The organism is Corynebacterium sp. MSK074 (assembly GCF_030229735.1).
Lineage (GTDB): Bacteria > Actinomycetota > Actinomycetes > Mycobacteriales > Mycobacteriaceae > Corynebacterium.
This window is the reverse complement of record NZ_JASPIX010000001.1, coordinates 408,841-432,296: the sequence shown is the minus strand read 5'-3', so window position 1 is coordinate 432,296 and position 23,456 is coordinate 408,841. Positions and strand designations below refer to the sequence as shown.

At 57.8% G+C, this 23,456-nt stretch carries 21 protein-coding genes; 7 read left to right on the top strand and 14 right to left on the bottom strand.

The features are described 5' to 3' along the window. Positions 1-376: 376 nt before the first annotated feature. On the top strand, positions 377-1,093 hold the full coding sequence (locus QP965_RS02010; protein ID WP_284814763.1) for a TVP38/TMEM64 family protein: 717 nt from the start codon (positions 377-379) through the stop codon (positions 1,091-1,093). Between the two features lie 54 nt (positions 1,094-1,147). Beyond that, positions 1,148-1,726 carry a MarR family transcriptional regulator gene (locus QP965_RS02005; protein WP_198493063.1) on the top strand — a complete coding sequence of 193 codons (579 nt, stop codon included), beginning with the start codon at positions 1,148-1,150 and terminating at the stop codon, positions 1,724-1,726. On the opposite strand, the gene QP965_RS02000 is transcribed toward QP965_RS02005, so the two are convergent. Further along, entirely contained in the window at positions 1,723-2,562 is an 840-nt protein-coding gene (locus QP965_RS02000) for a DUF3097 domain-containing protein (RefSeq protein ID WP_200435636.1), read from the bottom strand. The genes QP965_RS02005 and QP965_RS02000 overlap by 4 nt on opposite strands. A 33-nt stretch (positions 2,563-2,595) precedes the next feature. On the opposite strand from QP965_RS02000, the gene QP965_RS01995 reads away from it, so the two are divergent. Further along, the gene (locus QP965_RS01995) at positions 2,596-3,369 is read left to right on the top strand and encodes an Rv1486c family protein (protein ID WP_284814761.1); all 774 of its coding nucleotides are present in this window, start codon (positions 2,596-2,598) and stop codon (positions 3,367-3,369) included. Here the strand turns inward: QP965_RS01995 and QP965_RS01990 are convergent. The 3 genes from QP965_RS01990 to QP965_RS01980 all read right to left on the bottom strand — a co-directional run bounded on the left by QP965_RS01990 (position 3,366) and on the right by QP965_RS01980 (position 8,107). Then, the gene (locus QP965_RS01990) at positions 3,366-4,439 is read right to left on the bottom strand and encodes a ferrochelatase (RefSeq protein ID WP_284843943.1); all 1,074 of its coding nucleotides are present in this window, start codon (positions 4,437-4,439) and stop codon (positions 3,366-3,368) included. The genes QP965_RS01995 and QP965_RS01990 overlap by 4 nt on opposite strands. A gap of 31 nt (positions 4,440-4,470) precedes the next feature. Next, a complete protein-coding gene (locus QP965_RS01985; RefSeq protein ID WP_284843942.1) occupies positions 4,471-5,925 on the bottom strand; it encodes an NlpC/P60 family protein in 1,455 nt (484 codons plus the stop codon). A 1,717-nt stretch (positions 5,926-7,642) separates the two neighbouring features. After that, complete coding sequence (locus QP965_RS01980; RefSeq protein ID WP_284843941.1) at positions 7,643-8,107, bottom strand: Rv1476 family membrane protein; 465 nt, start codon at positions 8,105-8,107, stop codon at positions 7,643-7,645. Between the two features lie 328 nt (positions 8,108-8,435). Here QP965_RS01980 and acnA point away from each other — a divergent pair, with 328 nt between their 5' ends. Next, entirely contained in the window at positions 8,436-11,249 is a 2,814-nt protein-coding gene (gene acnA / locus QP965_RS01975; protein ID WP_239277736.1) for an aconitate hydratase AcnA, read from the top strand. A gap of 192 nt (positions 11,250-11,441) precedes the next feature. Next, positions 11,442-12,017 carry a TetR/AcrR family transcriptional regulator gene (locus QP965_RS01970; protein WP_284766497.1) on the top strand — a complete coding sequence of 192 codons (576 nt, stop codon included), beginning with the start codon at positions 11,442-11,444 and terminating at the stop codon, positions 12,015-12,017. A 75-nt stretch (positions 12,018-12,092) separates the two neighbouring features. Here QP965_RS01970 and QP965_RS01965 read toward each other — a convergent pair whose 3' ends face one another. The 5 genes from QP965_RS01965 to QP965_RS01945 all read right to left on the bottom strand — a co-directional run bounded on the left by QP965_RS01965 (position 12,093) and on the right by QP965_RS01945 (position 16,472). Continuing rightward, a complete protein-coding gene (locus QP965_RS01965; protein ID WP_284843940.1) occupies positions 12,093-13,229 on the bottom strand; it encodes an ATP-binding cassette domain-containing protein in 1,137 nt (378 codons plus the stop codon). Next, positions 13,220-13,912, bottom strand: coding sequence for an energy-coupling factor transporter transmembrane component T family protein (locus QP965_RS01960; protein WP_284769028.1), 693 nt, complete (start codon positions 13,910-13,912; stop codon positions 13,220-13,222). Before QP965_RS01960 ends, QP965_RS01965 begins: the two co-directional genes overlap by 10 nt. Further along, a complete protein-coding gene (locus QP965_RS01955) occupies positions 13,912-14,622 on the bottom strand; it encodes an ECF transporter S component (RefSeq protein ID WP_284769036.1) in 711 nt (236 codons plus the stop codon). The genes QP965_RS01960 and QP965_RS01955 overlap by 1 nt, the downstream gene beginning before the upstream one ends. A gap of 182 nt (positions 14,623-14,804) precedes the next feature. After that, positions 14,805-15,776 carry a nucleoside hydrolase gene (locus tag QP965_RS01950; protein WP_284843939.1) on the bottom strand — a complete coding sequence of 324 codons (972 nt, stop codon included), beginning with the start codon at positions 15,774-15,776 and terminating at the stop codon, positions 14,805-14,807. A 21-nt stretch (positions 15,777-15,797) separates the two neighbouring features. Continuing rightward, positions 15,798-16,472, bottom strand: coding sequence for an NAD(P)H-binding protein (locus tag QP965_RS01945; RefSeq protein WP_284838884.1), 675 nt, complete (start codon positions 16,470-16,472; stop codon positions 15,798-15,800). 104 nt (positions 16,473-16,576) lie between these two features. Between QP965_RS01945 and QP965_RS01940 the strand changes: the two genes are divergently transcribed. Together QP965_RS01940 and QP965_RS01935 are read left to right on the top strand one after the other, a co-directional pair. After that, positions 16,577-16,846 (top strand): ACT domain-containing protein, encoded by a 270-nt coding sequence (locus QP965_RS01940; RefSeq protein ID WP_179386521.1) that lies wholly within the window; start codon positions 16,577-16,579, stop codon positions 16,844-16,846. A 1-nt stretch (position 16,847) separates the two neighbouring features. Continuing rightward, a complete protein-coding gene (locus tag QP965_RS01935) occupies positions 16,848-18,212 on the top strand; it encodes a PFL family protein (protein ID WP_284843938.1) in 1,365 nt (454 codons plus the stop codon). Positions 18,213-18,236: 24 nt separating this feature from the next. Here QP965_RS01935 and QP965_RS01930 read toward each other — a convergent pair whose 3' ends face one another. The 5 genes from QP965_RS01930 to QP965_RS01910 form a co-directional block, all read right to left on the bottom strand. Continuing rightward, positions 18,237-19,559, bottom strand: a complete 1,323-nt coding sequence (locus QP965_RS01930) for a DUF2254 domain-containing protein (protein WP_284843937.1) — start codon at positions 19,557-19,559, stop codon at positions 18,237-18,239. A 6-nt stretch (positions 19,560-19,565) separates the two neighbouring features. After that, positions 19,566-21,197 carry an ABC-F family ATP-binding cassette domain-containing protein gene (locus QP965_RS01925; RefSeq protein WP_239277722.1) on the bottom strand — a complete coding sequence of 544 codons (1,632 nt, stop codon included), beginning with the start codon at positions 21,195-21,197 and terminating at the stop codon, positions 19,566-19,568. Positions 21,198-21,311: 114 nt separating this feature from the next. Continuing rightward, entirely contained in the window at positions 21,312-21,719 is a 408-nt protein-coding gene (locus QP965_RS01920; protein ID WP_239235298.1) for a metal-sulfur cluster assembly factor, read from the bottom strand. Continuing rightward, entirely contained in the window at positions 21,720-22,172 is a 453-nt protein-coding gene (sufU, locus tag QP965_RS01915) for a Fe-S cluster assembly sulfur transfer protein SufU (protein ID WP_005324831.1), read from the bottom strand. Next, positions 22,169-23,416: a cysteine desulfurase gene (locus QP965_RS01910; RefSeq protein WP_284843936.1), complete on the bottom strand. Its 1,248-nt coding sequence runs from the start codon at positions 23,414-23,416 to the stop codon at positions 22,169-22,171. Before QP965_RS01910 ends, sufU begins: the two co-directional genes overlap by 4 nt. Between the last annotated feature and the right edge of the window lie 40 nt (positions 23,417-23,456).

Genomic DNA, 23,456 nt, shown 5'->3' with positions numbered 1-23,456 from the left:
CAAGCCATCAACCAACTAGCCGTGGCTTACCCCAACCGATTCGCGGATTACTTGTAAACCAAGCCCCCGCACACAAAGAAACGGACACTCTCATTTTTGGGCTTGGTTTTGAGCTCTTCTCCATTTTTAAAGCATGGAGGATCGATGTCTCGACACATCGCTTTTCGCCATCTCTGGGCAGTTTTAGCCTCACGGCTTTCTGCCGGATCGATGTGGTGAGACATCTGAGCTGGTGGAACCGGAACGATCTCATGAGACATGCGGAACGATCTCGCCGAACCAGACACCCCCTCGGGCACAACGGACCGGCGGTTACCACTAAGGTAGCCGCCGGATTTTTCTATTCAGTACTCCCACAAGGACTACGATCTCCCCCATGACCACATTTTTGAGTTGGGCGCGCAGCTTCGGCCAGTTCCTCATGTCGCTCGCCCAGTCCGCCTGGCGGTCAATTCTCCAGTGGTCGATGCGTCGTTGGGTAGCCGTCCTCGCCGCTATCGCCACCGGCGCGATACTCTTTTACTTCTTTGATCTGCCGAACGTGTCCCAGCTTCGCGTCGCCTCCACCCGCTATGGTGCGTGGTTTCCTCTCCTTTTTATCCTAGGTTATGTCATATTTACGCAGCTTCCATTTCCTCGGACGTTGTGGACAGTAGCCGCAGGAATACTTTTTGGCCCATGGAAGGGCCTCGCCCTCTCCTTGTGCGCCTTGACGGTGTCAGCGACCCTCTCGCTCCTCATCGTCCGCACGCTCCTCGGAGACTGGATCCGGCCGCACCTAACCCACCCAGCAGTGTTTAAAATCAATGCCCACTTAGAGCGGCGCGGCTGGCTGGCCATCGCTTCGCTGCGGATGGTGGCCGGCGTCCCCTTCAGCCTCCTGAATTATGTTGCCGCACTAACACCCGTGAAGCTTAGCCACTTCACCGTGGCCACTCTCCTCGGTTCCGTCCCAACTACTGCCCTCGGCGTCTTCTTCGGCGATGCCCTCACCGGCCACACCTCGCCCAGCATCATTGTTGCCATGGTAGCTTTTGCCGCCATCGGTATGGGCGGGCTGTATATGGATTCACGTCTACCCACTCGCCCATAAGTCAAGTACGAGCGGTAGACTAATTCGCAATTGGTTCCTTAAGGAGGATTTTCTGTGCTTGCTGTCCACGCTCGCTACCGGGGCCGCTCCGTGCGTCGCGCAGAGTTGGTCCAACGCTCCGCAACGGCTCTATCCACCCTCAATGGTGTGGGCGAGTTCCACGTGCTCGGCGTGGAAGATATTTGCGCCGTAGTTGATTCAGCAACTGCCGTGTGCGACGTGGTCATGGCTTTGCTTGCCGACGGCGACTGGGCCATCGGCATCGGCATTAGTCCCGGAAACCAAGAAGATGAGGAAGGCGCGCGCCAGGTAGCAACCGCCGCATTGCGGAAGTCCGCCCGCATGGGGCAGGTCTACGCCAAACTCAATAAACGCGGCCGCGCTTCGGAGGCGAGCGATATCGCGGCCACCTTTGCCCTACTTGGGTACGTTCTCCACAAGCGCACCATCGAAGGCCGCGAAGCAACCTCGCTTGTCCGCGCAGGGCTCAACCAGAATGAGGCCGCCGAAGAGCTAGGAATTTCCAAGCAAGCCATGTCGCAACGCCTCCAAGCGGCCGGCTGGAGCGCGGAAATGGCGGGGTGGCAGTTGGCCGTCAACCTCATTGAACGCGCCAACCTTGCCCACCCCTAGAGCAAATCAGATTTGCTCAACTCAGGTGTAGTAACGAAGTCCACGAGGCGCTCCACGGCGCCGATTAGGCTGGAGTCTAGGTCGCGGAAGGAATGTACGGCGTTATAGACATGACGCCACCCATCCTTCGGGTCGCTCCACCCTACGCGGCGGCAAATACCGGTCTTCCAATCCTCGCCGTAGGGAACATCTGGCCATTCGCGCAGGCCTACGCGCTGTGGCTTTACCGCCGCCCAGATATCGATGAAGGGGTGTCCAGTTACCAGGACATGCTCTCCCACGGTTTCCGTTAATCGGGTTTCTTTGGAGCCTTGAACCAAGTGATCCGCCAATACTCCGACCCTGCGGCCTGGCCCTGGCTGAAACTCTGCGAGGCGCGCCTCCAAGTTGTCCAAACCCTCGAGGTATTCGACTACCACACCTTCCACACGCAGGTCGTGGCCCCACACTTTTTCTACGATGGCAGCATCGTGCACGCCTTCGACCCAAATGCGGGAAGGAGCGGCGACCTTAGCTTCCACGTTCTCTACGCGGCGGGAGCCGGAGTTGGACTTACGAGGAGCCTGCTTTTCGACGTACCGGGTAAGCGTCACAGGTTTTCCTTCCACCAGGAATCCGCCTTTAACCAGGTTAAAGACCCGTTCTACGCCGTGGCGATCCTCAAGGCGTACCACCTCACCGAAAACGGTTTTATCCACGCCCATAACAGCGCCCACAAAGTCGTCGCCGCGCACTTCCACTACCATTCCGGGCTCGGCTGGCACTTCTGGATACTGGCGCGGCTTCGACCGCGAGTGGCCAGCAAAAATATCTCCGCCATAAGGATCAAAACTCATGGCCCGTTAGTCTATCTACTAGACTGGCTCGCCATGGATATGCGCGCCGAAGTATGGTCACCTTTACAAAACACTGCCGTATGGCTTGGCTCGTGGCTGTGGGGACATGAAACCACCGATGACCTACTGGACGCGCTTACTGAACTAGGCGGACGTCCAGAATGCTGGGACGAATCCCCCTTCGTCGATCTATTAGCCATGCTGCGCGCGGAGACCACCGAGCTCACCGCTCATCGCGGTGTACGTGCAGAGCCTATTGTGCGTCTCGCACTGTCCGGGCCAGGCGAGCCGCCCGCATTGCCTGCAGGATCGGAGTCCTATCGCGCGGCCGCACAAAGTTCTGCCGGAGCAATCATAGTTCGTACCAATGATCCCTTGCGTAACTTAGTCCTCGTACCCCACATTCGCCACAGCCATACTGCGTGGCAAGTGGTCGTCGAAAAGCAGCAACTCCCCGCGCCCGCCTGGCTAAGCCCCGGTGAAGCCGACGCACTCCTCTCTCAAGCAACCAATGAGTCCGCCGATCTCATCGCCGCAACTGGGTATAGCACCGAGGCCTTGCCCAGCCCACGCCTCACCGTGGGAACCCTGAGCGACTTCTATGACACACCTGGTCTTCCCCACTCAACGCCAGCTCGAGCAGCCAAACTCTTTGCCCGGGCCGACCGAGTAGCCGCGATCATCGAAACCGTCACTGACCGCATCAATGACCACAGCCTTGATCCACAATTGCTTCGCTTGTGGCGCCACATCCGCCAGGCCCGCATGACGGGCGTGTCTTATGCGCTTGGAGAATTTGCCCGTTAACGGGACCAGATATCGCAGCACCCCGCTGCACACGGAGCACCATTGACTGTGCACCCTTGCACCGTCACGCTCCCGCTGGTCTCCCACTCGCGGCCTTGCTCTAGTTCATCGATGAGATCAACCACCATCTCCGCAAACCTTGGAGTCGGACCCGCTGTCCGGGTGCGCAGAACTTTGACACCCATCTCGTCTGCCGCCTTCTGCAGCTCGGAATCGAGATCCCAGATGACCTCCATATGGTCTGAGATGAAGCCAATCGGACACACCACTACCGTGTCCACGCCTTCGTTGTTATGGATGTTGGTGGTGTGGTCAACAATGTCTGGCTCGAGCCACGGAGTGCGTGGATTGCCCGAACGTGACTGCCATACAAGGTCATAGTCAGAAATACCGGCTTGTGCGGCCACCAACCGCGACGCCTCTGCCACCTGGCGGGAGTAAAGGTTTTTATCGCCTTCCGCGCCGCCCACATTATCGTGCGCGACGGGAACCGAATGGGCGGTAAACAGCAAGCGAGTGGATTCCTTCTTTTCTTCCGGAACCTGTCCCCAGACCTCTGTGACAGCGGCTGCCATTTCGGCCACGAACTTCGGATGATCGAAGAATTGGCGAATCTTAGTAAATTCAATGTCCAGCAAACCCTGCTCCGCCAGATGCTCGCGCATCTGCTGAATGTCCTCATCATATTGCCGGCATGCGGAGTACCCACCCCATGCAGAAGTAGCGAAGACAGCTACCTTTCGCACTCCGTCCTGAGACATCTTCTCCGCAGTCTCGCTGGCAAAGGGATGCCAATTTCGATTGCCAAAGTAGACCGGTAGATTATGTCCGCGTTTTTTCAGCTCCCCTTCGACATGTTCGATGATTTCGCGGTTAAGTGCATTGAGCGGACTTACCCCTCCGAAGTGGTAATAGTGCTCGCCCACCACTTCTAGCCGCTCGCGAGGGATACCTCGACCTCGGGTAACGTTCTCCAAAAAAGGAACGACCTCCTCGTTTCCTTCCGGGCCACCGAAAGAAAGAACGAGGAGGGCGTCGAAGTTTTGGGCATTCTGTTGTGCGTCAGTCATACCCTAAACCATACCAACCAAAAGTTGGAGATTAGAGAAGGCGCACGACATCCGGAGTTGCGCCACCCCAGCGTACTGGGACTACTGAAACAGTCTGACCAGACTGTGGCGCTTCAATCATTTGGCCGTCGCCTAGGTAGATAGCTACGTGCTGGCTTCCACCAGCTCCGTAGAAGATAAGGTCACCGCGCTGTGCATTCGCGCGAGGAACCTTCTTGCCCTGCTGGTACTGCGCACCAGTGTAGTGAGGAAGGTCCAGGCCGGCTGCCGCGTAGGCGTACTTGACTAGCCCCGAGCAATCGAAGCCAGACTGACCGAAGTCACCGAAGGAATCAGCCACGCCACCATCGCGAAGCCCACCAGTAGGACCATTATTATCGCCGCCACCCCACACATAAGGGACGCCGACCTGAGACTCAGCGCGAGAAATTACGGCCTCAATCTGAGCGTCTCGGCCCGCGTCTGCACTCGTGGTGGTTTCCTCGGACTCAGTTACCTCATCCAACTCGGGAGCATCAACACTGGCGGCAGGTGCAGTGTTCGGACTGCCCAAACCAAGCAAGTCAGATGAACCTTGCATGAGGGTACGCACATCGTCCTCATCAACCGCCGCGGCAATATCATTCGCAAGTCCGAGCGCATCGTTCACAGAGGACCCAGTGCCGAAATCGACGTTCTGGAACGTCGGAGTAGCACCCTTGTTGAGGGCGTTTTCAAAGTCCGCCTCTGGAGCAGTCTTCTCCTGCTCAGCAACGGATGGTTCCTCCGGGTTCTCTGCAACGTCCGTGCCGCCCGTAACCTCAGGCGTTCCACCCTCTACCACCTCATCAGTAAAGGTCTGAGACTTGTCTCCTGTAGTCAAGTCTTGAGGGTTGACAGAAAATGTATCGGTAGAATTCTCAGAATCAAGATTGGTTACTTGATTTAGGGCCGCCGGAAGAGAATCCTGCTGCGAGAGCTGTACCCCGTTTGCTTCCTCCCCCTGGGACGTAGCCTGCTGCTGGCGGGCAAAAGTGGCTTCCGCAAACCTTTGGGTAGCGTTTAGCCGCGCTTCATTCTGGGCCAGCTCTCGGCGCTCCTGCGCAACACGATTCTCGGCTTCTCGCTTTTCCTCGCCCGCCTGGCGCAGCTCATCTTCCAAGCTGGCAACATACTCTTCGTTAGTACCCGGCTCGACGTTCACTTGTTCCAATTGGGTTCGAATCTGAGCAATACGGTCTTCCGCTCCGGAAACATCTGCTTCCGCGCGACCTAGCTCTGCCCGGGACTCCTCTACATCACCCTGCAGTGAATCCGCGTTGGTAACTGCACGGTCAATTGCTACGTGGTCTGACTCTTGGTCCTGGACCGTACCTGGGTTTGGCGTCGATACTTCATCGGCGCTCGCTGGGGCTACGGTGGAAAGTGTTGAAATGGCTGCAGTACCTGCTACTGCAGCAATGAAAGCGCGAACATGTCGAATGCGCGGAAGGCGGATGGTGGCCACTGAAATACTCCTAGTCTGGGCCCACTCTGCTCCTTTAGTGAGAGTCCACGAAGACATCCGGGCATAGGAATGCCCGGGCTCCCCGCCTGCATATTTCGCACAAACACAGGCGTTATCGCATGCCTTATTGAGCAGCCTAGAGAATCGCCTCGAGTAGATATCAATAGATACGCGAAGCGAACCCCTGGTGCCCGCAGACACTAGAGCGGTAATTGTTGATGGACTGCCTACATTGGCTGAGACTTCACTCCGGGTGTGCTCTTTCGATGGACCCTCAGCAGACTTAGGGCTTTCATGTTGGAACTAGAGAGAGTTAAGGACGATTGCTGCGCCGTTACTGGACGACTCAAACCGCTACTGTTTCCCCAACAACAGCGATATACAGACAACTTGCACTCTGGCAAGAGAGCCTAAAGGTCTACTTGCGTGAGTCCGACAAGTCGGCCACAAATGGTCTACAACTATTCTCTGTTCAAACAAATTCCCACGACTGCGAAATCCACTTCCATTCTTGCGCTGCGCGCGACATACGCTCCAGGATGCGTCTAACAACCCGCGATTCCGTATGCCCCGATCACGTCTTCGTTGCACTGAGCACCGTGAGAACTGCTCTACGGGTTCTGGCAGACCTCGCCGCGGCGCCGGACCGGAATCCAAAAGGTCTAGCCTTTTAGTACTACCGAGCCGTCGAGGGCAAGCAGCCACAAACCATGAACAGGCCGCACGAGGCTGACCCTTGTGGAGTGATTCGGCGTTCCCAAACCCTGTCCCTATGGACCTCTTCGTGCGCACCTTCTGTGCCAACAGGCTTTCAGCCTTAGCCATATAAAGGTTCGCACCAAAATTTCCACACGGTGGAGTTCTAATGAACGCGTCTCACCTCATAAACGGAAGGTGGGTTGATGTGTAATTTTTTCGAACATTGCAATCGCTCAAGTTCTTTGCCTGCGTCCCCAATCACTTTCGATTGGTCCCAGTTCATTGACTTCCAAGAACGGCCACTCGACGTTCTAACCTTCGCTCGAGGCGTGCTTCCCCACATACCCGTGCGAGTTCTCTCGTGACAGTCAAGGCTAAGCCCATGAACCCAGGAAGCAAGAAATGTCTCCTGAGTCGACAACCGAACCTTACGTCACGACACGCCCGTTTCGCACAATTTTCCCGCAATTCACGTGAGTCAAGTTAATTCACATGACTCAACATATGCACCTAACCTGCAATGATTTTGTTACCATCCCGTTATTGTGACTTTAATCACTAGCCAACCAGAGTTCCATACGCTCTACCGGCCCCCAGCTCGACCACAACTAGGACAACAGAGCCACTCCCCCACCGGATGTCAACCCCTAAGAATTTACTTTGACCACTCCCCCGCCCCATTCACGGCCCCCAATTAGGTACCAGGTTCAAGCTAAGCCCAGACCGAACTTCTGCCTCCCCGATCAACAACCGGCCTTCTCGACACACCGTGAGTGAACGAAACTGCGCCATTCACATTCACCCGGAGTTCTTCGGCACCCACCCTCGGGCCAGTTTCTCGAATTTTTCGTACATCGAAGGCCCGCAAAAATTTCACCCTGAGACGCGATACTTTTTCGAACAAACTTAATTTTAAAGGAGTATCTGTCGAGTTTTGGAAAGTGAAGTTCCGCAGTGCTCGCGCTACCCTATTTGCCCGACCGACCCAATCGGGAATTACATAGAGTCTTCTCAGCCCCTAGACCCCGCGCCGGCTGGCCGCCAGAAAAGAGCTGACCAAAACAATTATGGCGATTACGGCAACCGCCCCCACTACTGCGCCCACAGGGAGACTGATTTGGTCTAGCCCCTTGTAATACTCAGACAGAAGGTCTACTTGGTTAACTCCAGGCGCGATCTGCGCCTGCACCGACTCAATGCCGGCGCGGCTATAAGTGTCGCTGACGGAAGAAACATGGCGGGGGGTTTGAACGATGACAGTATTTAAACCTGTCGCATCCTGGAGCTCTTGGGCAATGTCGCGGACATCAGGTGCCCGATCAGCCATCACATCAACCACGGCCACCCCGTCACCGTCTCGCAAACCTTGAGCTACCTCCGCGTTGAGCTGTGCATCTTGGCTGAGCGCTGGGGACGTATAGGCCACGCCGTCCTCTTTCAGCTGGCTTGCCAAATCAGCTACATCTACGCCCGCAGGAACCATGCGTATCTCTTCCTTATATATAGGGCTCCTAAACTTCTTCTCCCCAAAGATACGGACAGATCGCAGCAACCCATTTCCTCAACTCGCCGATTTTCCTGAAAAGGTGAAAACAGAACGCTTGTACTGTTACAATGGCAGCGACCGAAGGTTTTAGCCTCTACAATATCTAGGTGAACCATCGCGTTCTTTGTCGCCTTCAACACAGCGGGCCCCATGGTCGCGTCGAGTCACACTCGTGACCGTTGACGCTGAGCACTGCCCCGCTGTGACGACAGGCGGCGAGTACCAAACAGAACACACTGTTTATTAACAAGGAATGGAGCTCCCTGTGACTGAAAGCTTGAACTCCTTCGAGGCCAAGAAGACCCTTGACGTCAACGGCAAGTCTTATGACTACTTTGACATCAACACCGTCTCCGGCTTGGAGAAGTTGCCTTACTCCCTCAAGGTGCTGGCAGAAAACCTGCTGCGTAACGAGGACGGCAAGAACGTAACCAAGGATCACATTAACGCCTTGGCAAACTGGGATCCGGAAGCAGAACCGGACACCGAAATCCAGTTCACCCCGGCACGCGTCCTCATGCAGGACTTTACCGGTGTTCCTTGCGTTGTTGACCTCGCCACCATGCGTGAGGCCGTCTCCGCACTGGGTGGCACCCCGGATCAGGTTAACCCTCTCAACCCGGCCGAAATGGTCATTGACCACTCCGTCATCGTTGAGGCTTTCGGCTCTACCGATGCGCTGGAAAAGAACGTTGAAATCGAGTACCAGCGCAACGAAGAGCGCTACCAGTTCCTTCGCTGGGGTGCTGAGAACTTCTCCAACTTCCGCGTAGTTCCTCCGGGAACCGGCATTGTCCACCAGGTAAATATCGAGTACCTGTCTCGCGTTGTATTCGACAACGAGGGCCTTGCTTACCCGGATACCTGTATCGGTACCGACTCCCACACCACCATGGAAAACGGCCTGGGCATTCTGGGCTGGGGCGTCGGCGGCATCGAAGCAGAGGCTGCCATGCTCGGCCAGCCGGTGTCCATGCTTATCCCGAAGGTTGTCGGCTTCAAGCTGACCGGTGAGATTCCTACCGGCGTTACTGCAACCGACGTCGTTCTTACCATCACCGAGATGCTGCGCGAGCACGGCGTTGTTCAGAAGTTCGTTGAGTTCTATGGCAACGGTGTTAAGTCTGTCCCGCTGGCAAACCGCGCCACCATCGGCAACATGTCCCCTGAGTTCGGTTCCACCGCTGCGATCTTCCCGATTGACGAGGAGACCACCAAGTACCTCGAGCTCACCGGCCGCCCGCAGGAGCAGATCGACCGCGTCGAGGCCTACGCCAAGGCGCAGGGAATGTGGCTGGAGGAGGACGCTCCAGAGGCAAAGTACTCCGAGTACCTCGAGCTGGACCTGTCCACCGTTGTTCCTTCCATTGCCGGCCCGAAGCGCCCGCAGGACCGCATCCTGCTGACCGAGGCCAAGGAGCAGTTCCGCAAGGATCTGGCTAACTACACCACCGACGAGGTTTGCGTTGACGAATCCTCTGTCGAGGCAAAGCGCATGTCCGCAGAAGGCGGCGCCCCAGCTATGGAGGACGTCACCGGCGGCTTGAACAAGGCTCGTGAGGGTCACGGCGAGTCCTCGGCTACTGGCGCGAAGGGCCGCCACTCCAACCCAATTACCGTGGAGTCCCAAAACGGTGGCGAGTTCACCTTGGACCACGGCATGGTTGCCATTGCCTCCATCACTTCCTGTACCAACACCTCTAACCCATCCGTTATGGTGGGCGCAGGCCTTATCGCCCGTAAGGCAGCAGAAAAGGGTCTGCAGTCCAAGCCATGGGTTAAGACCATCTGTGCTCCTGGCTCCCAGGTTGTTGATGGCTACTTCCAGCGTGCAGACCTGTGGAAGGACCTCGAAGCCATGGGCTTCTACCTCTCCGGCTTCGGCTGCACCACCTGTATCGGTAACTCCGGCCCACTGCCGGACGAGGTTTCTGCAGCCATCAACGAGAATGACCTCGCTGCCACCGCGGTACTTTCCGGTAACCGCAACTTCGAGGGCCGTATCTCCCCGGATGTCAAGATGAACTACTTGGCTTCTCCAATCATGGTCATCGCCTACGCCATTGCCGGCACCATGGACTTTGACTTTGACGCTCAGCCGTTGGGACAGGACAAGGAAGGCAACGATGTCTTCTTGAAGGACATTTGGCCATCCCCGCAGGAGATTGAGGACACCATCCAGTCCGCTATCTCCCGCGAGATGTACGAGGCTGACTACGCCGACGTCTTCAAGGGCGACGATGCTTGGCGCGCCCTGGACGTGCCGGAAGGCGAGACCTTCAAGTGGGATGAGGATTCCACCTACATCCGCAAGGCTCCTTACTTCGATGGCATGCCAACCGAGCCGAACCCGGTTGAAGACATCAAGGGCGCACGCGTGCTGGCAAAGCTGGGCGATTCCGTCACCACTGACCATATCTCCCCTGCTTCCGCTATTAAGCCGGGCACCCCGGCTGCGCAGTACCTCGATGAAAACGGCGTTGCCCGCCAGGACTACAATTCCCTGGGCTCCCGTCGCGGTAACCACGAGGTCATGATGCGCGGCACCTTCGCGAATATTCGCCTAGCTAACCAGCTGGTAGATGTCACCGGTGGCTACACCCGTGACTTCACCCAGGAAGGCGGCCCGCAGGCCTTCATCTTCGATGCTTGCCAGAACTATAAGGAAGCCGGCATCCCGCTCGTTGTCATTGCTGGCAAGGAGTACGGCACTGGTTCTTCCCGTGACTGGGCCGCTAAGGGCACCAATCTGCTTGGTGTGAAGGCTGTTATCACTGAGTCCTTCGAGCGTATCCACCGTTCCAACCTGATTGGCATGGGCGTTATCCCACTGCAGTTCCCGCAGGGCGAGTCCCACGAGTCCTTGGGCTTGGATGGTACGGAAACCTTCGACATCGAGGGTATCTCCGCCTTCAACGATGGCTCCATCCCGAAGACCGTCCACGTCACCGCTACCAAGGAGTCCGGCGAGGCCGTCGAATTTGATGCTGACGTTCGCATCGACACCCCGGGTGAGGCTGACTACTTCCGCCACGGCGGCATCTTGCAGTACGTCCTGCGTCAGATGGTCAAGAACTAAGCGTCTTCGCGCAGTCCTTTAGCCCACCCGAGGGGAGCTAAAGGACTAAGTTCTGTCGACAACGCGGGGTTGCACCGCCCTCCCCAGGAAGGGCAATGCGGCCCCGCGTTTCGTCACGTCGATTTTATTTCTTATTTAAAATTACTGGTTAAAGATTCTTTAGACATCCCCCATTAAGGAGAGTTCCCTACTATGCCCATCGTGAGCGAATCTGAACTTAGCCGCCGCCGGCACGACATTCTCGTAGGTGCCCGCCGCTGCTTTGCAGAGCACGGGTACGAGGGAGCGACTGTTCGGCTTTTGGAGCAAGCGACGGGTAAGTCACGTGGCGCAATTTTTCACCACTTCGGTGACAAAGAGTCGCTATTCCTTGCCTTGGCGCAAGAAGATGCCGCTCGGCAGGCCGAAGTCGTGGCTCAAAATGGCTTGGTAGAAGTCATGCGGGAAATGCTCCAGCATCCTGAGCGCCACGATTGGCTCGCCACTCGCTTGGAAATCACCTCCCTGCTACGCACTGACCCCTCGTTCGCCGCTCGGTGGAAAGAAAATCAATCGGTTCGTGATGAAGCCGTTCGCGCACGATTGGCATCTAATGCGGATAAGGGTCGCCTACGAGATGATGTAGGAATCGATACCTTAGCCATCTATCTTGAGGTATTCATGGACGGATTCATTAACCGGCTTGCCTTGGGCGATACCGCGGAGCTGGAAAAGGTTCTTGACTTAGTAGAGCAATCCATCCGCGGTGCTCAGGCGAGCCCACAGTAACCCCATACACCTACTTCTGCTCCCGGCTGCTTCTAAACTGATGTTGGAAATAGCCGGGAGCAGTGTTGTATGCGCCTAATGTTGCGGCACCGGCACTGTCTTTTCCGTTACTTGGGCATAGGTTCCTATTTCTGCCACAAACTTAGGATCGTGGCAGGTAACCACGAGGGAACTGCCGGACTGCAGTGCGTAGTGGATGAGTTGGTGCATGAGCCAGCGGTCGGCAGCTGAAAGCAAGGTGTCTGGTTCGTCGAGCAGAACCACCGGTCGCTGCTGCCCGATCACGTGGGCAATCTGCGCAAGCCTCAGACGAGACGATGATAAATCGAGAGGATGATCTGCAGGATTAAGTCCCAACAGGTTGCGCAAGGTGTCATTGGGGACGAACTCCTCCACCGTTGGAAACACCGCCTGATCAAACGGCGATTGCAGAGCAAGAGCAGGTGGATTCGAGACTAATCCGGCGCCATCGAGCCCAGCAGCAGCGCGCAGGAGCGTGGTCTTGCCACTGCCATTATCGCCTCGCAGCCACGTAACCGCGGATTTCGCGATAGGGATTTCTACCGGTCCGACGCTGAAGGACGTGCCGGTGGGCTGAGAAAAATGCCACCATTTCTTCTTTACTGCACCCCTGTGTGCCGTTAGTGGACCGATACTCCCAGTCCGGGGGCTTGGAGAAACCCGTGGTAAGTCGAGGTCCGCTACGAGTGGGTCTGTTCCGATGATGTCGCCACCCAACTCTGGCCAGGAGGAACTAGAAACGGAAATCACGCAAGTCCCCGGCATTGCCTGCAAGAGGCGAACCACTTGCGTGCGCGAATTAGCGTCCAGCCCGGCTGCAGGCTCGCACACAATCATGACTTTTGGCTCGCGAATGGCAACACAGGCAGCCGCAAGCCTGCGTGTTTGGCCACCGGATAGCTGTGTTGGGTCATGTTCGCAGTAGTCAGACAGTCCTACAGCGCGAAGCATTCGCTCCCCGCGCCGCTGCATTTCAGGGGCAGGCACGCCGGCATTCTCGAGGCCTAAAACTACTTCTTCGATGCAGGTTTCCCGCAGGAAGCTAATCTGTGCTGAGGCATCCGTGCCGATGATGGCTTCGGTAGATAGGTACTCCGCTAGTTCCACGGCCACGTCTTCGGCGGCTTTGTCAGGTTCGACGAGTACTTGATAGATGGCCCCTGGGGTGGGCTTAATGCGGGCTAGATCCATGTTGCAATCACCACCGCAAAGCTAACTAGCGGAATGACTAGGCGTACGACTCGAGAGACTATGGAATCGGCAACAGGACGCAATAGTGTGCGTTGCCCTTCTTGGTCGAATCCGACGGCGGCTAGGGCCTGGCCACGTTGGGTTCCTTGGGTGAGGAGGCGAGCGATGACGGGAATAATGACGCGCGAGATGGTATTGCGCCAGGTCACGGTGATGCCGGCGAGCTGGTTGGCCTCACGGACGCAACGCCAAGCGTGCGCACCTTGGGGCAGGGTTTGCAGGGAGGCGCCAACGATATATGCGACCTTGTGGCCAGCGCGCGAAACTTGCAGCCATTTGGCGATATCAGCAATGCGCAGCGCTGCCATGGCCGCGATGAAGCAGGCCATGAGGGCGCAGAACCGCAGGCTGAGGGTGGCGGCGAGCACCAGGCCGTCGCTTGTTACCAGTGGCAGCACTGGGTCATCACCGTAGGGGGCGTGAATGACCAGCATGGAAAGGGCCGCCGGGGCGCTTAGCGCCATAGTTGTCAAAATCACGGAGGCGTTGCGGGTAGCGGCAGTACCGCAGGCTAGGGCGAGAAGCACTACGCTTGCCGACGCCACCGGGGTATCCAGCGCCAAAGTAAGGATCCAGCCGCAAGCCGCGATGGTGACAACGGTGGCGGGATGAAGGCCTTGCATTAACGTGGCTGGAGGGATTCTCGGGTGCGCTGCGGCAGTGCCTTGACCGCTGCCCAGACAATGAGGAAGACCAGTGCCTTATCCAGGGGATCCGAAATAAAGGACTGCAGCGTAACCGAGGCGATGAGGGAATTGCCCAGCTCTCGGAAGAGCGAAACAACTGCGCCCGTACCAAGACCAGCGGTACCGCCATAAACAAAGGCAGCCACTGGTGCGGCGAGCATACCGGAAATGATGCCGATGACGGCGCCGCTGAGAATAACCCACCACACCTTGGTGAAAGCGCCCTTCTTGATTACCAGTCCGGAGAGGAACCCCGTGGCGGCGGACACGGCGGCGAAGGGCAGGGCGGCAGGGTTCAACAGCCCCCATACGACGGAGGACAATGTACCGGTAGCCAATCCGGCAATGGGTCCCGCGAGCGCGGCTACCAGGATTGTTCCCACGGAGTCGATATACAGCGGAACGCCGATAGAACCGATGATTTCGCCAACAACAATATTGAGCACTAGCGCTACCGGGATGATGGCGATGGTTCGCGCCGGTAGCGCCGGAACGGTGCCGGCTAGAAGGAGCGTGGCGCCAACGAGATAACCGGCGAGGGTAATGAGCGCCTCTGTCGATCCGGCAACGGAATCCCAATCAGTAGGACGCAGAAGAACCAGATAAATCCAGGTCGCGGCGACGATGAGCGCACCCGCGATGACCATAGCCTTGCGGGCGGGGGTGAGAGAAAGCTGTGACACAGTAAAAGTCCAAATCCATATACCGAAAAATGGGCAAAGTAAACGCCGACCGCGGATGGTGCTGCTTTCCTATGTCACCTCGGAAAGCGAGCTCGCACGGCACGTGCGCCGCGGATAATAGTAGAGGTTCTGCGTGTCAAAAGCCACTAATGCGAAGCCAATAGCGTCAATCCCCGCGCGCATTCGTGGTGTGCGGCCTCCATGTCTGCGCTTGTTACCAGCCGCGCGTTGTGGGCGCGGCCCCAATGGTTGCGCAAATCCGCAACGCTCGTGCCCCGCAGCAGTAACGATTCCGCCTCGACGTCTACGGTGGTTTCTACCGCGCCGAAATTAATGCGCCCGAGAGCAATCATGCAGGTCAAGAGATCGTGGATTTGAGCTTGATATCCCTCCCCTTGCGCCTGGTGGAATTCAAAATAAAAGCGCAGCACGTCTGGCAGGATTTGTGCCGTGGGGTGCTCCCCCAACAATTCTAGGACCTCGTCTAAGCGCTGCGGAGTAATGAGAAACTGTTCCGTTACTTCGAGGGAACACAGCGTGGTGAGAACGCGTGGGGCGGTTGAATGAAAATGTTGGGCGGCGGCGTGTGGATCCACCCAAAAGTTCCACTCGGCAGTTGGCGTGGTGTTTCCGCGGTAATTGACCGCGCCGCCCATGATGGTGATGGCACCGAAGCGCGCGGCAGCCTCGCTATGGGTTGCTTCGAAAGCCGCAAGGTTGGTGACCGGTCCAGTAACGATCAGCTGCAGACCGTCGTGGGTGGCTAATGCTTCTTCCCATACCTGCTGCCAATCGCGCTGTTGCAGCTTGGCGGCGGCAGCGGGAGCATGTGCGTAGCCCAGCCCTGTCGGGCCATGGGTCTCAGGGGTGGTGGTGAGATCCACCTTGAGCGGTAGGGGTAGGCCGAGGGCTACGGGGACGTCGGCAAGCGAGCACAGGTCCAGAATCCAGCGGGCATTAGCCGCGGTCTGGTGAGCCTCGACGTTGCCGGCCGTGGTGGTAACCCCCACCAGCTCGATCTCACCGGCATGATGCAAACCCGCCAAGTACATGAGGGCGAGGCAATCATCGATGCCGGGATCGCAATCAATGAGTACAGCTGGTGGCTTAGTAGTCATAATGCCAGCCAGTCTAGCGCCTTACTTGATAGAGCTCACCGGATTGTCGCCATCAACGAAGGCAAGCGGGGATTGCGGCAGGTTTTCGCGGCCGAGGGCCTCGACGATGACGTCCGCAACCAGCTCGCGGGAAGAAGTCATAGACTCCTTCAGCATCTTATCCTCAATCTGCTCAATGCCCTTGGCTGGTTCCTCGGTCAGCATCGCTGGCTTGAGGATGAGGTGCGGGAAGCTGGCCTGTACAAGGCGGTTGTCTACTTCCTTCTTCGACTCCACATAGGCATACCACTTCTCATCGGCAGGATCCGTGGTTGCTACCTGGGAGCCGACATAAGAGATCATCACATAGGCAGGCACATTCTTGCCCTCCTGCTGCAGCTTGTCCATGGCGTCGAGGGTAGCGAGCGCGCCATCGCGGTCGACGGCCCAGGTGAGGTCTGCTCCACCGCGGCCGCCATTGCCGGCGCCCCAGACTACAGCGTCATAAGCGGCGAAAAGCTCTGCCCACTGATCCCCGGTTTGTTCAGTAATATCCGCCATAACCGGGGTCGCGCCGATCTTTTCAATCTCGGGCTTCTGTTCTGGGTTGCGGATGAGGGAGTGGACCTCGTGGCCGGCGTCAACCAGCTTAGGGGCGGTCAGCAGTCCGACCTTGCCGTGTCCACCGATGTACAGAATCTTCTTCTTATCAGTCATGCCTCCCCACCGTAACAACGGCGCGGCCGGCGTGCAGACGCCCTCACCTATCTGGCACGCACAAACCACCGCGGCGTGCCCGGCAAGCAGATAGACTTGTCTGCATGTATGCCATTATGACCGTCACCGGCGCCGATAGCACCGGCATCATCGCCGCGGTGACCACTACCCTTGCAGAACTCGATATCAACGTCATCGACGTCTCCCAGACGCTCATGGGCGGATACTTCACCATGATCCTGCGCGTCGAATTCGATGCGGACAAGGTCTCCATCCAGACCATCAAGGAGCGCATGCGCCCCGTGGCGGAGGAAAAGCACCAGTCCATCCGCATTCAGTCCGAAGACCTCTTCACCGCCATGAACGAGATTTAGAATGAGTACGCGTTTTAATACCACCAATATCTTGGACACCATCGAGATGATTGAGAACTATCGTCTCGATATCCGCACCGTGACCATGGGCATTTCCCTCCTCGGATGCACTCGCTCCACCATGGAGGCTACCTGCCAGGCCATCTATGACCGGGTCACCCAGCAGGCAGAGCGCCTCGTCGAGGTGTGCGAAGGCATCGAGGGCGAGCTCGGTATCCCCATCGTCAATAAGCGCATCTCCGTAACCCCCATCTCGTTGGTGGTGGCCGGCGTAGAGGGAAACCCCGTTGATGCAGCGAAGGCGCTGGATAAGGCAGCCAAGGAGGTTGGCGTCAACTTCGTGGGCGGCTATTCCGCCCTAGTAGAAAAGGGCGCCACGACCGCGGAGCAAAAACTCATCAGCTCCATTCCGGAAGCGCTGGCTACAACGGACGTTGTGTGTTCCTCCGTAAACATCGCCAGCTCCCGCGCAGGCATAAACATGGATGCGGCGAAGAAAATGGGCGAGGTCATCAAGGAAGCGGCCGCGCTCACTAAGGATGATTCCGCCATAGCGTGCGCCAAGCTGGTGGTCTTTGCTAACTCCGTGGGAGATAACCCCTTCATGGCCGGCGCCTTCCACGGCATTGAGGAACCCGATTGTGTGGTCTCCGTGGGCGTTTCTGGCCCGGGTGTGGTCGACCGTGCCTTGGGCTCGCTGGAGGGAGCCAGCTTAGACCAGGTCGCAGAAGAGGTGAAGAAGGCTGCTTTCAAGATCACACGCGCCGGGCAGCTGGTGGGCACCATGGCCTCGGAGCGCCTGGGCGTTCCTTTCGGCATCATCGACCTTTCGCTTGCCCCCACCGCCGAATTGGGCGATTCGGTTGCGCACATCTTGGAGCACATGGGCTTAGACCAGGTGGGCACCCACGGCACTACTGCAGCCTTGGCTCTGCTTAACGACGCCGTTAAGAAGGGCGGTATGATGGCTTGTTCCCGCGTGGGCGGGTTGTCAGGTTCCTTCATCCCCGTTTCCGAGGACAAAGGCATGATCGACGCGGTCAAGTCCGGCTCCATTTCCATGGACAAGCTGGAGGCCATGACCGCTATTTGCTCGGTCGGATTCGACATGATTGCGCTGCCGGGCGATACCTCGGCCGCGACGATCTCGGGCATGATCGCCGATGAGGCCGCCATTGGCGTGATGAACCATAAAACCACCGCGGTGCGCGTCATTCCGGTACCTGGCGCCCAGGTAGGCGACGAGGTCAGCTTCGGCGGCCTTTTGGGCTATGCCCCCGTCATCCCGGTCAATCAGGTGGGCAATGCGCAGTTCATTAACCGCGGCGGCTTCATCCCCGCCCCGGTGCATGGATTCCGCAACTAGCGCCAGCGAGAACCGCGCCGCGGTCTAGTCCGCGGCGTGCTCCTCGCCCGGCTTATCGGATTCCGCCCACGCAGCTAGGTTGGCCTGGAAGTGCTGGTAGGAGGACTCCAACTGTTTCAGCTCCACTTCGCCGCCTACTTGGCGGCGGGCATCGGAGTAGATGGCCTGGGCGGCGTCGTCAAGCACGCGCCGGCGTTCCGCTGTGCGAAGAAGGGCAACCACCTTAGCCAGGTTATCCAGCATGCTGAGGTAAATCTCCGCGTTATCGGCCGCATCACGCCGAATCTGTGCAAACATCGCCTCAACGATTTCAGCATAGCTAAAGGTCTGATAATCCAGCCGAAACTCGCCGCCCACATGCACAATGCCCTGCGGAAGCCGCTTATCCCCAATCACGGTGAGGATCTGGGTGAAGCGGTCAATGATGTCAATTACCGTAAATGGGTCATTAACGCCGGTGCTCAAAGCGCGGGCAGCAATTTCTGCAAGGTGCCGGGCGGTAAACCGAGGATCGTGGGCGGAGGCGTTTTCGCGGTGCTGCGTGAGCACGATATGACGCTCAATATCTTCCGGCAACCGTGGCACGCCGTGGGCAATGACCTCGCCTTCCAGCACTAGGTCTCCCGGTGCCACGCCGAGGTGCACCGCGCAATCCTCTTGCGCTGCAGCCTGCGCGATGGCGTCATAGTCCACGAATTTGAGATAGCCAGTCTCACTACTGCGGCGCTTTTGCGCGTTCGTGTAGAACTCTGGCCCCGGCGCTTTTACCTTCTCTTCCTCCTCACCGCGGCGGATGAGCCGGCGCATGTGGCTTTCTACGTCTTGGGCAACGACGTGCACTACGTGGGACATGCTGATCGATTGCGCAATATGCACGATGAAGTAGATGAGGAAGACAACGCAGGCGATGGCCAGCAGAACCGTGACGGCTACATTGAGGGAAGGAACGTATTCTTCTTCCCCACCGCCGCCGGTACGGACCGCGCGCAGGGACAAGAGCGCAAAAATGAAGGTTGCCAGGTAGATCGCCAACGTGGATTGAATGGAGCGATCCTTTAAAAACTCGTGCAGGAGGCGTGGTCCCATCACCGTGACCACGCCCGACAGCGCAGTCAGGGTGATGAAAAAGACGGTGCCGGCCAAGGATAATGACGAGGTTGCTACCGCGCTTAAAATCCCTTGCGCGCTATCGGCGCTGCCGTCATAAAAGGGCGTGGCCGACACATTAAAATTGCTACCCACCGCAATGAGCATTTCCGCACCGACTGCGGCGAGGGCCACCGCCACGGCAGGAATGAGCCAAAACTTTTCCCGCCAGGCGGGCATCCTCTCCAGCAGTGTCTTCATATATCCCTAAGCTAGCTCCACGATCTCCATATAATCATCGGACCACAGGTCCTCATCACCATCGGGCATGATGATCACGCGTTCCGGATCCAGTGCCTTAACCGCACCCGGGTCGTGCGTCACCAGCACCACAGCGCCCGTATACGTTTTCAGTGCATCAAGCACCTGCTCGCGTGAAATTGGGTCCAAGTTATTGGTGGGCTCATCGAGCAGCAGTACATTCGCGCGGCTGGAGACCAAGGCGGCCAGTGCAAGGCGTGTCTTCTCGCCGCCGGAGAGGGTACCCGCCGGTTGCTCAAGCTTCTCGCCGGAAAACATAAAGGCACCAAGCAGGCTGCGCAACTCCTGCTGATCCGCATCCGGGCAGGCATCGATGGTGTTTTGCCACACGGACTTATCCGGGTCGATGGTGTCATGCTCCTGCGCGAAGTAGCCGATGCGCAGGCCGTGGCCGCTGACGATGCCACCTTCACCATCGGTGCGTTCCACACCGGCGAGCAATTTCAACAGGGTGGTCTTACCTGCACCGTTGTAGCCGAGAACAACCACCCTAGAACCTTTGTCGATAGCGAGGTCTACTCCCACGAAAACCTCCAGCGAGCCATACATCTTGGTCAGGCCCTTGGCATTCATGGGGGTCTTGCCGCACGGCGCCGGCTCGGGGAACTTAATATTGGCCACCTTATCGGCCACGCGGACTTCATCGAGCTCGCTCATCATGCGTTCAGCACGGTGGAGCATCTGTTTTGCCGCAGCGGCCTTGGTTGCCTTGGCACCGAGTTTGGCCGCCTGCTTTTGCAGTGCAGACGCCTTCTTTTCCGCATTGGCGCGCTCTCGGCGGCGCCGCGCTTCATCGGTAGCACGCGCATCGAGATACTTCTTATAGCCCATGTTGTACACATCGGCCTCGCCGCGGACTGCGTCAAGGAACCACACCTTGTTGCACACGGCTTCTAGCAGTTCGACGTCGTGGGAAATCATAATGAGCCCGCCCTCATGCTTGGACAGGAATTGGCGCAGCCACGTAATAGAGTCCGCATCCAAGTGGTTAGTCGGCTCATCTAGGAGCAGAGTGGTCTGGGATTTGCCGGAGCCTTCAGTAGCTGCAAAGAGGATCTGTGCCAGCTCCACACGGCGGCGCTGGCCACCCGAGAGAGTCTTGAGCTGCTGATCTAGGACACGCTGTGGCAGGCCCAAATTGTCGCAAATCTGCGCACACTCGGAATCAGCCTCATAGCCGCCGAGCGACTCGAATTGCTCCTCTAAGCGGGAATACTTACGGATAGCCTTATCCCGGAACTTATCGTCTGTGGCCGATTCCATGAGCTCTTGTTGCTTGGCCATGCGGCGCTTAAGATCATCCAGACCGCGTGCGGAAAGAACGCGCTCGCGCGCCGTTTGCTCGATATTTCCCTCGCGGGAATCCTGGGGCAAATAACCAATGGGGCCCGAGCGAGTCACAGAACCACCATAAGGCTCCGTCTCCCCTGCCAAAATGCGCATGGTCGTCGTCTTGCCCGCGCCGTTGCGGCCGATGAGGCCGATTCGGTCGCCAGGCTGCACGCGGAGGTGCTGCCCGGGGGCGTCGAGAAGCGTGCGCGCTCCTACCCTGACTTCGAAATCATTGGTTACAATCACGAAGAAATAGTCTAGCAATTGACGCGGCCAACGCTAAGACGCACTAACGCCCCCACCAGCCACTTCCCGAATCCGAGAAATGCGCTGTTGGGGGCGTGTGATTAATACGCGATTTTAAACCGCGAAACCGAGGGCCTGAAGCTGCTCGCGGCCCTCCTCAGTAATCATCTGCGGACCCCATGGCGGCATCCAAACCCAGTTGATGCGGACGGCATCTGCCAGCTTATTGGCCTTAACGATGTCTTCCACCTGCTCTGCAATGACATCGGTCAGCGGGCACGCCGGCGAGGTCAGCGTCATATTGATCATGACGATCTCCTTGCCATTGTCCTCTTCAAACCAAAGATCATAGACAAGGCCCAGGTCAACGACGTTAATGCCGAGCTCGGGGTCAATGACATCACGCATGAATTCGGTGACATCAAAGGCCTTAGAAATCTGCTCTTCAGTCTGCTCCGGGCGCTCGCCGCTGCCGGAGAATGAAGAGCTCTCGTTCTGATAAGGATCTACGGGTTCGGTCATCTAGTTCTCCACTTCAGTTAGTGCATCGGCGGATGCAGCCTGGAAGGCCTTCCATCCGAGGAGGGCACACTTGACGCGCGCTGGGTACTGGGACACGCCGGCGAAGGCAACACCGTCACCGATGAGGTCTTCATCGCCCTCTTCTTGTCCACGCGAGGTAATCATCTTTTCGAACTCGGCCAGCTTCTCATTGGCTTCCGCAAGCGGCAGTCCAACGATCTCTTCAGCCATAACCGAGGTAGAAGCTTGCGAAATGGAGCAACCTTCCGCGTCATAGGAGACGTCCTCGACGGTCTTGCCGTCGTCGGAAAGGCGCACGCGCAGGGTCAGCTCATCGCCGCAGGACGGGTTCACGTGGTGGACCTCGGCCTGATATGGCTCCCTCAGGCCGGCGTGTTGGGGGTTCTTATAGTGATCCAGGATGACGTCCTGGTACATGGAATCTAGGTTCATGAGGCAACTCCAAAGAATTCGCGGGCAGCCTTGATTGCATCCACCAGCTTATCTACTTCTTCCTCGGTGTTATAAAGGTAGAAGCTAGCGCGGGCGGTGGACTGTGCGTCGCAGGCACGGTGCAGTGGCCACGCACAGTGGTGGCCAACGCGAATGGACACGCCGTGGTCATCGAGGACCTGGCCCAAGTCGTGCGGGTGAACGCCCTCCACAGTGATGGAAATGGCGCCACCGCGATTTTCGGTGGTCTCTGGACCGATGATGCGCAGACCAGGGATTTCCTTGAGCTGGCGCAATGCGCGCTCGGTGAGCTTCTTTTCGTGCGCGTGGATATTGTCCATGCCCACTTCTTCCAAGAACTTCACCGCTGCGCCGAGGCCAACCACCTGGCTGGTCATCTGCGTGCCCGCCTCAAAGCGCGTCGGCGGCTCGGCAAAGGTGGTCTCTTCCATCTTGACGATCTCAATCATGGAGCCACCGGTCAGGAAGGGCGGCAGCTTCTTGAGCAGCTCATCCTTGCCGTACAGCACGCCCACGCCGCTGGGGCCACACATCTTATGGCCGGAGAAGGCTGCGAAATCCACGTCCAAGTCATGGAAATCCACCGCCATATGTGGCACCGACTGGCAGGCGTCGAGGACAACCATGGCGTCCACCGCGCGGGCGCGGCGCACCAGTTCATTCACGTCCGCCACGGCACCCGTGACATTGGATTGGTGAGTAAATGCAACTACCTTGACGGAATCATCGAGCTCGAGCGAATCGAGATCGATACGACCGTCTTCGGTCATGGAATACCACTTCAACGTAGCGCCAGTGCGAGCACACAGCTCCTGCCATGGCACCAAGTTGGCGTGGTGCTCCAATTCGGTGATGACGACGGTATCGCCCTCGCCCACGTAGAGGTCCCCCGCGCGCTCGTCGCTCAGCGCATAGGCAACTTCGTTCAGGGCCTCAGTGGCGTTTTTGGTAAAGGCGATTTCGTCGCGGTCCGCGCCCACAAATGCGGCGATAGCTTGACGCGCGGACTCGTAGGCATCATCGGCCTCCTCTGCCAATTGATAGGAACCGCGGTGAACAGGGGCGTTCGTGTGCAGCACAAACTCCTCTTCCGCCTTCCATACCGGCAGCGGGCGCTGGGAGGTAGCGCCCGAATCCAGATACACCAGTGGCTTATCGCCACGCACCGTGCGCTGGAGAATCGGGAACTGTTCCCTAATTGCGTTTACATCAAATCCAGACATGAATCTTCTTTGGATAGTCGCGGTTGACCGGCCGAGGGTC